The sequence below is a fragment of the Aeromonas sp. FDAARGOS 1415 genome (assembly GCF_019048365.1).
GTDB classification, from domain to species: Bacteria; Pseudomonadota; Gammaproteobacteria; order Enterobacterales; family Aeromonadaceae; genus Aeromonas; species Aeromonas taiwanensis.
The window spans coordinates 3,501,361-3,513,227 of record NZ_CP077363.1 but is presented as its reverse complement, the minus strand read 5'-3'; the positions used below and the strand labels follow the sequence as shown (position 1 = coordinate 3,513,227).

The 11,867-nt window shown below is 60.3% G+C and carries 9 protein-coding genes; 2 read left to right on the top strand and 7 right to left on the bottom strand.

All coding sequences use genetic code 11. The annotated features are described in order from the left end of the window. Positions 1 to 139 precede the first annotated feature (139 nt). From rplY to I6L45_RS16420, 5 genes are all read right to left on the bottom strand, one after another. Entirely contained in the window at positions 140 to 427 is a 288-nt protein-coding gene (gene rplY / locus I6L45_RS16440; protein WP_043760559.1) for a 50S ribosomal protein L25, read from the bottom strand. A 162-nt stretch (positions 428 to 589) separates the two neighbouring features. Continuing rightward, positions 590 to 1,417, bottom strand: a complete 828-nt coding sequence (locus I6L45_RS16435) for a hypothetical protein (RefSeq protein ID WP_216982652.1) — start codon at positions 1,415 to 1,417, stop codon at positions 590 to 592. Positions 1,418 to 1,487: 70 nt separating this feature from the next. After that, on the bottom strand, positions 1,488 to 5,402 hold the full coding sequence (hrpA, locus tag I6L45_RS16430; protein ID WP_216982651.1) for an ATP-dependent RNA helicase HrpA: 3,915 nt from the start codon (positions 5,400 to 5,402) through the stop codon (positions 1,488 to 1,490). A 178-nt stretch (positions 5,403 to 5,580) separates the two neighbouring features. Then, positions 5,581 to 6,003, bottom strand: a complete 423-nt coding sequence (locus tag I6L45_RS16425; RefSeq protein ID WP_043760572.1) for a CBS domain-containing protein — start codon at positions 6,001 to 6,003, stop codon at positions 5,581 to 5,583. A gap of 83 nt (positions 6,004 to 6,086) precedes the next feature. Then, positions 6,087 to 7,157: a helix-turn-helix transcriptional regulator gene (locus I6L45_RS16420; RefSeq protein WP_134694330.1), complete on the bottom strand. Its 1,071-nt coding sequence runs from the start codon at positions 7,155 to 7,157 to the stop codon at positions 6,087 to 6,089. Between the two features lie 441 nt (positions 7,158 to 7,598). On the opposite strand from I6L45_RS16420, the gene I6L45_RS16415 reads away from it, so the two are divergent. Further along, on the top strand, positions 7,599 to 8,921 hold the full coding sequence (locus I6L45_RS16415) for a YjiH family protein (protein WP_210548713.1): 1,323 nt from the start codon (positions 7,599 to 7,601) through the stop codon (positions 8,919 to 8,921). A gap of 64 nt (positions 8,922 to 8,985) precedes the next feature. On the opposite strand, the gene I6L45_RS16410 is transcribed toward I6L45_RS16415, so the two are convergent. Beyond that, positions 8,986 to 9,876, bottom strand: coding sequence for a LysR family transcriptional regulator (locus I6L45_RS16410; RefSeq protein ID WP_216982650.1), 891 nt, complete (start codon positions 9,874 to 9,876; stop codon positions 8,986 to 8,988). Positions 9,877 to 9,973: 97 nt separating this feature from the next. On the opposite strand from I6L45_RS16410, the gene I6L45_RS16405 reads away from it, so the two are divergent. Then, positions 9,974 to 10,840: a pirin family protein gene (locus tag I6L45_RS16405; RefSeq protein WP_216982649.1), complete on the top strand. Its 867-nt coding sequence runs from the start codon at positions 9,974 to 9,976 to the stop codon at positions 10,838 to 10,840. A 670-nt stretch (positions 10,841 to 11,510) separates the two neighbouring features. Here the strand turns inward: I6L45_RS16405 and I6L45_RS16400 are convergent. Beyond that, positions 11,511 to 11,840 (bottom strand): YbaB/EbfC family nucleoid-associated protein, encoded by a 330-nt coding sequence (locus I6L45_RS16400; protein ID WP_005301028.1) that lies wholly within the window; start codon positions 11,838 to 11,840, stop codon positions 11,511 to 11,513. Positions 11,841 to 11,867 lie beyond the last annotated feature (27 nt).

Sequence of the window (11,867 nt, the reverse complement as noted above, 5' to 3'; positions counted from 1 at the left end):
GGTGTCCTGCTGTCAATCATGCCTACAAGTAAAGACCAATAGAGCTATTTGAGTATTTTATTTTTTGTCGGTAAAAATACAGCAAAAACAAAGAGGCCACCCGATTGGGTGGCCTCTTTACAGGAACGTTCGTTGCCGATTAGACGCGAACGAAGTCCAGGTGAACCAGCTTGTAACGTACCGGGTGACGCTGGATCGCCTTGACGTTAACTTTGACTTCTTCACCGTTGATGACCAGGGTCAGCTCGGAGGAGTAGAACTCCGGCTTCTCTTGGGCCAGGATCAGCTTTTTGTGGTCCAGGGTGATGGACACGGCTTCTTTGCCTGCACCGTAAACGATGGCAGGAACTTGGTCAGCATGACGCAGGCGGCGGCTCGCACCTTTCCCCAGGTCAGAACGGACTTCAGCTTGGAATACGAAAGACATAGTAAGTATCTCTTATAGATGAATGTATGGTGTTGACTGCGACCGGTCAGCACCTCGCAAAACGAGCGCGAATACTAGCATGGGCTCGGGGTGGATACAAGGGACGAACCGCGTGCCATCGTACTGGCGGATGCAGAGGCGTTCCCCTGCCCCGCACACACCTCAGCGCCCCTGCTCCAGGCGGGCAAACTGCTGCTGGCGCTGGGCCGGGCTCAGGGCGTCGAACTGCGCCAGGGTCTCCGCTTTCGGGCAATAGAGTCGCTGGCCGGTCTGCACCTTGATCCCCTTGCCCATGGCGGGACGGTTCTCCGCCACCAGCGCCAGTAGATAGCTGTAGGTGTCGGATCCGCTGCCCGCCTGTGCCTGCAACTGGCTCGCGATGCGCCAGAGGGTCTCCCCCGCCGCCACCTGATGGCAGACCCGCCCATCCCCCCCTGCCGCCGTGGCGGAGAGAGTCAACGTGGCGCCTTCTGGCGCCGGACTCGCCGTGGCAAGCTGTCCACTCCCGCCCGCCCTAGACAATGACGGCACCGCCAGCCTCGCCAGCAAGGGCTCCCCTTGCGCCATCCGCCCCCAGCCCCTCGTCGGGCCAGGCAGGGAGAATTCGGCGATAAAGGCACTGCTCCCTGACGCCTCGAAGGAGGGTTGATGCACTGCTGTCACGCTCTGCACCGGTTGGTGGGGCGCCATGCCATAGGCCATCTCGTCGATGCGTTTGAGCCTGGCCAGGTAGGCCTTGGAGAGCTGTGCCTCCCCCTCGAACAGATCGAAGGGGGGCACCAGACGGGCGGGAAACAGGATCTGCCAGTGGCCGTTCTTCTTCTTCGTCGCCAGCGGCGGGAACTGATTGCCCCGCCAGGCGGCGAAGATGGGCGGCACGGCGCGGTGCAGCGGATAGAATTCCGGATTGAGCTGCACCCAGGTTTGCTCCGCAATGGGCTGATAACCGCTGATGTTGACCAGCGCCACTCCCAACCAGATCCCCAGCATATGACGGTCTCCCTTGCCCGTTAATCCGTTCTGTTCTTATTACTATCCAATAAAACAGATAGATAGCAGCTTAGCACTGGGCGATGGCGCTCTGCACACGTTTATCCGAGATGGGATAAGGCGTCCCGAGCTGCTGGGCGAAGAAGGAGACTCTCAGCTCCTCGATCATCCAGCGGATATTGGCCACCTCGGGAGGGATCGGCTGAGATTTGGGGATCTTGGCCAGCAGCGCCTTGTATTCAGACTCCACACTCTGCACCTTGAGCATGTGGACCCTGTCCCGGTTCGGGTCGATGGCGAGCTTCTCCAGGCGCCGCTCGATGGCGCGCAGGTAGCGCAAGAGATCCGGCAGTCGCTGCCAACCGGTTTCGGTCACGAAGCCCTTGTGGATCAGCTTGTCGAGCTGCAGCTGGATGTCCGACATGGCGAAGGCGGTGTCGAGCTGCATCTTGCCCTTGAGCCGCTTCTTGATATCAAAGGAGAGGGTCAGCACTGCTTCCACTTGGCTTGCCACTTCCACCACGGCGTCGTTGAGCTCGGCGCGGACATACTCCTTGAGCGCCTCGAAGCCGGCTTCATCCCAGGCGAGCCCGCCATGCTGCTCGATGAGCTTGTCACAGCCGCAGGCGATGCAGTCGTCAATCAGCTCGGCCACCTTGCCAAAGGGGTTGAAGTAAAGACCCAGCTTCGCCTTGTTGGGCAGCTTCTCCTGCAGGTACTTGATGGGAGATGGCACCCCCAGCAGCACCAGCCGGCGCTGACCCGCCCACATCAGCTGCTGCTGGGCCACCGGACTCTCCACCAGCTGGATGGCGACCGAATCCTTCTGATCCACCAACGCCGGATAGGCCTTCACCTCGAATCCGCCGCGCTTCTGGCTGTACTCCTTCGGCAGCTCGCCAAAGCTCCAGAGGGTGAGGCCGGACTGCTCGATATCATCGTCCGCTACTTGCGACAGGGTCTCCTGCACCTTGCCGCGCAGGGACTCTTTCAATGCCTCCAGATCTTTCCCTTCCGCCACCTTCTTGTGCCTGTCGTCCACCACCCGGAAGGTGAGTTTCAGGTGATCGGGCACCGCGGTCCAATCCCAGGATTCGCGGGGAACAGCCACGCCGGTCATGCGACGCAGCTGGCGCTCCATTTCGTCCAGCAGCGGCCCCTGCTCGGGGTTGATGCTGGCGAGCAGGGCATCGGCATAATTGGGGGCCGGCACGAAGTTCTTGCGCATCGGCTTTGGCATCGACTTGATGAGGGCCACCAAGAGCTCGTGACGCAGCCCCGGGATCAGCCACTCGAATCCTTTCACCTCCACCTGGTTGAGCAGCGGCAGCGGAATATGCAGGGTCACGCCATCGGCGGCCTCCCCCGGCTCGAACTGGTAGGTCAGTTTCAGCTTGAGGCGCCCCTGCTGCCAGAAGTTGGGGTAGTCGAGATCGCTGATGTGGGCCGCATCCCCCTTCATCAGCATCTCTTTTTCGAAGTTGAGCAGCTCGGCGTCCTGCTTCTGCGCCTCTTTCCACCACTTGTCGAAGTGGCGGCTTGATATCACCTCCTCTGGCAAGCGAGCATCGTAGAAGCGGAACAGATCCTCGTCATCCACCAGGATATCGCGCCGACGGGATTTGTGCTCCAGCGCCTCCACCTCCGCCAGCAGCTTGCGGTTGTCGCTGAAGAAGCGATGACGGGTCTCGAAATCCCCCTCCACCAGGGCGCGGCGGATAAACAGCTCGCGGCACAGGGCCGGATCGATGCGGCTGAAGTTGATGGTACGCTCGTTGACCAGGGTCAGGCCGTAGAGGGTCACCTTCTCCTTGGCCATGACGGCGCCATTTTTCTTCGACCAGTGGGGGTCGCTGTGGTGCAGCTTGATGAGGTGGCCCGCCAGCGGCTCCACCCACTCGGGTTCAATCTTGGCGTTGATGCGGGCGTAGAGGCGGGAGGTCTCCATCAATTCGGCGGCCATCACCCACTTGGGCGGCTTCTTGAACAGACCCGAGGCCGGGAAGAGGTGGAAGCGGCCATTGCGGGCCCCCAGGAACTCCGGCTTCTCCAGATCCTTGTTGCCGATATGGCTGAGCAGCCCGGTCAGCAGGGCACAATGCACCGTCTTGAAATCCGCCGGCTCTGCATTGGCCTTGAAGCCGAGCTCCTTCACCGTCTGGCGCAGCTGGAAGTGAATGTCCTGCCACTCGCGCACCCTCAGATAGGAGAGAAACTCCTTCTGGCACATACGGCGGAACGGGTTGCTGCCAAGGGCATCCTGCTGATCTTTCAGGTAGTTCCAGAGATTCACAAAGGTGAGGAAGTCGGAATCCTTGTCCTCGAAGCGTCTGTGCTGCTCGTCGGCGGCCTGCTTCTTCTCCATGGGCCGCTCGCGGGGATCCTGAATGCTGAGGGCGGCGGTGATCACCATTACCTCGCTCAGGCAGCCGGTCTGCGCCGCACTGATCACCATCTTCGCCAGCCGTGGATCAAGGGGGATACGGGAGAGCTGGCGACCGGTGTCGGTCAGCTGCAGCTTGGCTTCGCGATCGCCGGTGGCTGGCAGCTCGCGCACCGCCTCCAGCTCTTTGAGCAGGGTCAAACCGTCCTTGATATGGCGCGACTCCGGCGGCTCCACGAAGGGGAACGCCTCCATATTGCCAAGGCCGAGCGCCAGCATCTGCAGGATGACGGACGCCAGGTTGGTGCGCAGTATCTCGGGGTCGGTAAAGGCCGGACGGCCGTTGAAATCCTCCTCGGAGTAGAGACGGATACAGATACCGTCCGCCACCCGACCGCAGCGGCCTTTACGCTGGTTGGCGCTGGCCTGGGAGACCGGCTCGATGGGCAGACGCTGCACCTTGGTGCGCCAGGAGTAGCGGCTGATACGGGCAGTACCCGGATCAATCACGTAACGGATACCTGGCACGGTGAGAGAGGTCTCCGCCACGTTAGTGGCCAGCACGATGCGCCGTCCGGCGTGGGGCTGGAACACCTTGTTCTGCTCGGCGTTGGAGAGACGGGCATAGAGCGGCAGCACCTCGGTGTCACGCAGGTTGAGCTTGCGCAGGGCATCGGCTGTATCGCGGATCTCCCGCTCGCCATTCATGAAGATAAGGATGTCTCCTAAACCTTCTCTAGCCAGCTCTTCCACCGCATCGAAGATCCCCTGCAGCTCGTCCCGCTCCTCCAGCCCTTCACTTTTATCACTGCTTTTTTTATCAACAAACAGTGGGCGGTAGCGCACCTCCACCGGGTAGGTGCGGCCGGACACCTCGATCACCGGCGCCTTGTTGAAATGGCGGGAGAAGCGCTGCGGGTCTATGGTGGCCGAGGTGATGATGACCTTCAGATCGGGGCGCCTTGGCAGCAGCTGCTTCAAGTAACCCAGGATGAAGTCGATGTTGAGGCTGCGCTCGTGGGCCTCGTCGATGATGATGGTGTCGTACTGGGTGAGCATCCGGTCGTTCTGGATCTCCGCCAGCAGGATACCGTCAGTCATGAGCTTGATGTGGGTCTGCTCGCTCACCTGATCGGTAAAGCGCACCTTGTAGCCCACGTAGTGACCGAGCTCGGACTCCATCTCTTCTGCGATGCGGGCCGCCACGGTACGGGCCGCGAGACGCCGCGGCTGGGTGTGGCCGATGAAGCCCTTCACCCCGCGCCCCAGCGCAAGGCAGATCTTGGGGATCTGGGTGGTCTTGCCCGAGCCGGTTTCCCCGGCGATGATCACCACCTGGTGCTCTTCAATGGCTTTGGCGATCTCCGCCTGCTTCTGGCTGACCGGCAGGTTGTCCGGATAGGTGACCCTGGGGACGCCCGCCAGACGGGACTGGTAGCGCGCCTGGGCCGCATCCAGATCGGCGGCGATGGTCTCGAGCACCGCACCCTGCTTGCCCTCGGGCAACTTCTTGACCCCGTGCAGACGGCTGGAAAGACGACGGGCGTCGAGGTTCATGCAGGCAGATAGACGGCGGCGCAGCGCCTCGATAGAGAGAGACAAGGTACGAATTCCTTAAAAGAGTGCCCATCAAGGGCATATCGATAGCTGGGGGAGATCCTAAAGAGCGAGGCTGGGCGGTGCAAGCCTTAAAGCGGGAGTGAGGGCATAACGGGTAGCGAGCCTGAATTCCGGCCATAAAAAGAGCAGGCACCTGCCTGCTCCTTACATACAACCGGTGTCAACCGTTGGCCTGGTGCACGAAGCAGGTGCCAAGCTGGGCGTGAATGGCCTGCATCACGTTGTGGCGGCTGATCACCCCGAGCAGGCGCCCCTCCTCCACCACCGGATAGATCTTGGGTTTTTGGCCCATCATCATCTCGGCCAGATCCAGGATGCTGGTGTCGGGGCCCACCGCCAGCACCTCCTTGCGCATCACATCCCTGACCTGGGCAACCTGTTCACAGTGATAGGCCTCTTTCAGCATGACGGCGATGCAATCCTGCTCGGATACCCAGCCAATCAGATGCCCCTGACTGTCCACCACGGGGCCGCCCAGCTGATGGCTGTTGAGAAACTTGGTGACTGCGCTTTGCACCATCATGTCCGCGCTGAACGTGATGGGCTTGGTCTGCATGTAGTCCCTTGCTTTGAGTGATTCCATGACGCTTCCCCCAACAGGCCTCCCCCGAGGGAGGCAAGAGCCGGACACTATGCCTGGCTCCCTCCAAGCATAGCTCGCAGCCGTCAGGAGATGGATTGCAGCAAGAGCAGCAGCTCGTTCTGGCTGTGACAATCGGTCTTCTTGAACACCCCCTTGAGGGTGGAGCGCACGGTTTCCACCTTGACCCCGCGCAGTTCGGCGATGTCGTTGCTGCTGTAGCCCTTGCTCATCAGCACCAGCAGCTCCTTCTCACCGATGGTGAGGGGGTACAGGCTAGCCAGCGCCTCGATATCGGGGTTGAAGGAGTGCTCGGGGTCTCGCAGCACCACCTCCACATAGCGCTCGAACCGGCTCAGACCGCTCATCAGGGAACACTGGATCAGCAGCGGCCTGAGATTGGCCTGACGGGGAATGGACATATAGGCGCTTGCTCCCGGCAACAAATAGGCAAAACCACTCAGGATCTCCTTGAGCTGGCGTTGCTGCTCTTTATTTTGCAAAGAGAAAATGCCATTGATGGCGCGCAGCTCCACATTTTCATCGGCGATGCGATTGAATGCCACATTGGAATAATGGATATGTCCCTTGTCATCTATGATGGCGCTGGGCTTATTATGGTTTTTCACCAGCTGCTGCAGCTGGTAGTTCTGGGTTTCCAGGGCCAGCAGATTCCAATAATGGTGGCTCCAGGCGGCGAGACCGGAATAGATTTCGGAGAGGGACGTGAGTTCCTGACTGCTGAAATCCTCCTGCGCCGCACCGCGGTAGCTGCACAGACTGCTAAGCCCCCGACCCTTGACCTGACAGACCCCCCCCGCCGCGAACTGGGCGCCGAAACTGGCCAGCAGCCCCACCGAGTTCGAGAGGGTATTGGCACTGACGATCCCCTGGCAGCCCTTGTCCAGATAATGATTGAACCACACATCCTGGCGATGGTGTTGCACATAGAACTGCTGCTGGGCCTCGGTCAGACCGCTGGAAAAAAGCTTTATTCCGTCGCTCTTGTCATCGTCCCGCAATAAAAACAGGGACGAACTGCAGGACACATCCGCACGAAATTGGTCGACGACCAGCTTAATGTCAGAATCATTAATACCGCACTCATATAACTGGCTGATATAGGGCGATATCCTTTCTTTCTCTAATGCCTTCACACCCGAACTCCTAATTCTTATTTTTATTGAAGGGGCATCTTACTCTGCAATGAGAAACTCGAAAAGTAGTCAAATGAATAAAGCCTTTATGACCAATTGATTAATGGTTATGAATAACGTCCATTCATGAAAAGAGTGAAAAAAGACGTGTCATGGCTCAGGTTTTCCCTGGAACCGGTCGCTTTAGGGCTCTTTACTTGTGATACCCGCCAGCTACCGCACATGCTGTCACGCACTTGAATGCGTGATTGATAAGTCTGCCACCTGCTTACACGCTGCCGACATCCCCCCTCCTCCTTACCCTGGATTCATATGAATTAAATGTTTCCGCCATGTTTGGTTTTTGTTTCTTTCCTATTTCCATTCCCGATGGCACTCGCTATTGTATATACAAATTCAGCCATCAACGGAGTTGAACCATGTGGACCACAAGGAGAGGAAATGGAACCTGAACGCGTACTCACGGCCCCGGCAGGTGCCGGGGCCGGCCTCAAGCTGCTGCTGACCAGTCTGCTCGGCATCGCCATCTTTTTCGTGCCCTTCGAACTGGGGGGCCGCAGCACCATACTGGTGGATCACCTGGCCGGCGCCCTGATAGCGCAGCGCCCTGTTGCCCTTGGCATCATTCTGCTGATCATCGCCTACGGCGCCATCACCCCCCTGCTGGATGGCCGCTGGCGCGCCCGCCCCATCGACCGGGTGCTGAGCCTGTTCAAGGTGCTCGGCCTGGTACTGGCCATCATGTACGTGGCAAACATCGGGCCCGCCTGGCTGATGACGCCGGACAGGCTGCCCTTCCTGTTCGACAAGCTCGCCATGTCGGTGGGCCTCATCGTGCCCATCGGGGCCATGGCGCTGACCTTCCTGCTCGGCTTTGGCCTGCTTGAGCTCATCGGCGTGCTGATGCAGCCCGTGATGCGCCCCCTGTGGCGCACGCCCGGCCACTCTGCCATCGATGCGGTCGCCTCCTTCGTGGGTAGCTACTCGGTGGGTCTGCTCATTACCAACCGTGTCTTCCTGGCGGGCAAGTACACGGTGCGGGAAGCCGTCATCATCGCCACCGGTTTCTCCACCGTCTCCGCCGCCTTCATGATCATCGTGGCCAAGACCCTCAACCTGATGGGTCACTGGAACTTCTACTTCTGGTCCACCCTGGTGATCACTTTCGTCATCACTGCCATCCTGGCCCGCATTCCCCCCATCAGCACCATGAACGATGAGGGGGAAACCGACGAGCCGCTACCTGTCGGCCAGAGTCGCTTGCAAGCCGCCCTCGCCTGCGGTCTGGCCCAGTCCAGCCAGGCGGATCCCGTGCTCAAACAGCTGAGGGACAACCTCAAAGACGGGCTGCAGATGGCCGCCGCCGTGGTGCCCACCATACTATCGGTCGGCCTGCTGGGCCTGCTGCTGGCGCAGCACACCCCGCTGTTCGATCTGCTGGGCTGGCTGCTGTGGCCCCTGACCTGGCTGCTGGCCCTCGGTGAGCCCCTGGAGACGGCGCGGGCTCTCTCGGCCGGGCTGGCGGAGATGTTCCTGCCCGCCATCCTGCTCAAGGATGCGGACTTGCTGGTGCGCTATGTGACCGCCGTGGTTTCGGTGAGCTCGGTGCTCTTCTTCTCCGCCTCCATCCCCTGCATCCTGGCGACCCGGATCCCGGTGAGCGTGGGGCAGCTGGTGGTGATCTGGCTGCTGCGCACCCTGCTTGGCATCTTCCTCGCCGCCCTGTGCGGACGACTCGCCCTGGCCATCGGCTGGCTTGGCTAAGCAATCAGACCCAAAACAACAAAGCGCCATCAGGCGCTTTGTTGTTAACGGGCAAGTTAAGCATTCACTCGAGCCATTTTCGCAACGTGATCGTGGCGAGAGCCACAAAGGCACGTAATCTGGGCGGCATGAAACGCTGCCTTGGATAGACGATATGGATAGGATCGGCCTTCCCCTGCCATTGGGGAAGAACAGCCACCAGTCTCCCCTCATCGCAAGCCTGGCGGCACAGATATGACGGCAAGAGTGCCACCCCCTCTGCGGCCAGCACCATGGTCATGATCAAACCGACATCGTTGATCAGTGTCTGCCGTGACAAAGGGACGGTCACGCTGTTGGCGGCCTCGTCCTGAAGATCCCAGGACTCTTTGCCCAGGGAGGTGAACTGCAGGCAGGCATGATGTCGCAGCGCCTGAGGTGCCTCTATCGCCGCCGCACTGGCAAGATAATCCGGGCTCGCGAACAGTGCCCAACGTGCAACGCCCACCGGCTTGGCGATCAGCGTCGAGTCCTTGAGAGGGCCGGTGCGGATGGCGACATCGACGCCTTCCGCGACCAGATCCACGTAGCGGTTCACCAGCACCAGTTCCACGTCGACCTTTGGCCACTGGCTGCGCATCTGCCCCAGAAGTGACGACAGGATCTGATCGCCGATATCAACGGGGGCCGTGATCCGCAGCAATCCGCAGGGCTCCTCCCGCGACTCGGTCATGGCAGCCTCGGCATCGAACACATGCACCAACCCGGCCGACGCGTGCTCGAAATAGATCTGTCCGGCCTCGGTCAGATGCAGACGACGAGTCGTCCGTTGCAAGAGCGTGACGCCCAGGCGCGCCTCCAGCATGGCCACCCGATGGCTGACCGTTGAGGTCGGCAACCCCAGCAGACGTGCTGCGGCACTGAAGCTGCCGGCCTGCACGACTTTGACGAATACAACGACCTGATTGAAGTCCATCTTCCAACTCAATAGAAAGTGTTTTCTGATTTAACCATCTAGTTGGACAGATGACCACTTCCTACACTGGTGCCATCGCTTCAACGGAGACACCGAGATGAAAGAACTGGCATTTATCAAGCGCAGCAATGGACAGCACTGGGTGGGTGACGGCTTCCCTGTGAGAAACATCTTCTCCTACCACGACATCGCCGAAGAGATCTCCCCCTTCCTGATGATGGACTACGCGGGCCCGGCCACGTTTCCGGCCACGTCTCATCGGCTCGGGGTCGGCCAGCATCCTCACCGCGGGTTCGAAACGGTGACCATCGTCTATGACGGCGGCGTCTCGCACAGAGACTCCTCGGGAGGTGGCGGCACCATAGGGCCGGGGGACGTGCAGTGGATGACGGCCGCATCCGGCCTCATCCACGAGGAATACCACAGCCCGGACTTTGCCAGGACTGGCGGCACCTTCGAGATGGTACAGCTGTGGGTGAACCTGCCCGCCCGTGACAAGATGGCGCCCCCCGGCTACCAGGGCATCACCGCAGGTGAGATCCCTCAGGTAACTTTACCGGATGGTGCTGGCGAAGTGCGCATCATCGCCGGGCATTTCGGCGAGGCCGCTGGCCCAGCCCGTACCTTCACCCCGATGAACGTCTGGGACCTGCGCCTGCACGCCCATCACAGGGTCACACTCTCCTTGCCACAGGGGCATACCACCGCCTTGTTCGTGCTCAAAGGGGCCATTCGTCTAGGCGACCGCCACCCGGTTCGCACCACCGAACTGGCGGTCATGGAACGCCGCGGCACAGAACTCGTGATGGAGGTCGAGGAGGAGACGACGCTGTTGCTGCTCAATGGCGCCCCCCTCAATGAACCCATCGTCGGTCATGGTCCCTTCGTCATGAATACCCAGGAAGAGATCGTGCAAGCCATCAATGATTTCAACAGCGGCCGTTTCGGCCAGATCGGGCGCTGAACCCTGAGTCCGGCAACAGAGGAACAGTGATCAGCCCCGTCCATGTCGGCGGTGCCAGACCCGGCATAGCCAAGATGACACGGACACCACACTGGCGCCTGTGCTGGCTGGCCTGCCCCTCGATAACGCGTCGGAAACGATCGAACGGCCAAGTACAGAGTGTGCTGCAACCACTATGAAATACTGGATCCCCAGCGTGAAGCAGCCTGACACCGGCCCCGGGAAACCGGGGCCTCTTGTTGGGCCACGGCTCGGTTACCCCCCTACTCCCGAGGCGTCAGCAAGAGACCCACTGTGAATGAAGACTTTCTCCCACCAGGTGTGCATGAGCGGGACGGGAGTGTGCTTACGCTCCCCTCTGGACCAGGTGAGTCAGGCCCCCTCAGACCAGCGCGCAAGAGAGTGAAACATGCTCGCGGGGTGCAAGGCACAGGACAAGTCAGCAGGAGCAGCGATACACGAAGCACATTCGGGAAGGGACGTTTGCCGTGCAGAGGCGAGCTCAGTCACAGTCCGGGCAGGATGGGGTAAAAACAAAACGCAGCGGGGACGGGGCAAACCGTATCCGCTGCGTCATGACGAGGCTCGACTACCCCTGATGTGGGGCGCGTACCTCTCTATCCGACAGAGCCATGAGGCATAGCCTCTTGACTCAACAGAAATGAGATCCTCAGAACGGCATCTTGAAGCCCGGGGGCAGTTGCATGCCGCCGGTCAGCTCGCCCATCTTGGCCTTGTTCTGCTCTTCCACCCGGCGCACGGCATCGTTGACGGCCGCGGCGACCAGATCTTCCAGCATCTCCTTGTCATCTTCCATCAGGCTGGGATCGATCTCGATACGACGCACGCTGTGGCTGCCCGCCATGGTCACCTTGACCATGCCGGCGCCGGCTTCGCCAACCACTTCCATCTGGGCCAGCTGCTCTTGCATTTTCTGCATGCGCTCTTGCATCTGTTGGGCCTGTTTCATCAGGTTACCCATTCCACCTTTACCAAACATAGATCGTCTCTCGTCTTGAAATCCGGC

Bases quoted from the DNA above. Each gene is read 5' to 3' on its own strand.
- rplY (WP_043760559.1), bottom strand. From the start codon at position 427: ATGTCTTTCGTATTCCAAGCTGAAGTCCGTTCTGACCTGGGGAAAGGT.
- I6L45_RS16435 (WP_216982652.1), bottom strand. From the start codon at position 1,417: ATGCTGGGGATCTGGTTGGGAGTGGCGCTGGTCAACATCAGCGGTTAT.
- I6L45_RS16425 (WP_043760572.1), bottom strand. From the start codon at position 6,003: ATGGAATCACTCAAAGCAAGGGACTACATGCAGACCAAGCCCATCACG.
- I6L45_RS16415 (WP_210548713.1), top strand. From the start codon at position 7,599: ATGGAACCTGAACGCGTACTCACGGCCCCGGCAGGTGCCGGGGCCGGC.
- I6L45_RS16410 (WP_216982650.1), bottom strand. From the start codon at position 9,876: ATGGACTTCAATCAGGTCGTTGTATTCGTCAAAGTCGTGCAGGCCGGC.
- I6L45_RS16405 (WP_216982649.1), top strand. From the start codon at position 9,974: ATGAAAGAACTGGCATTTATCAAGCGCAGCAATGGACAGCACTGGGTG.
- I6L45_RS16400 (WP_005301028.1), bottom strand. From the start codon at position 11,840: ATGTTTGGTAAAGGTGGAATGGGTAACCTGATGAAACAGGCCCAACAG.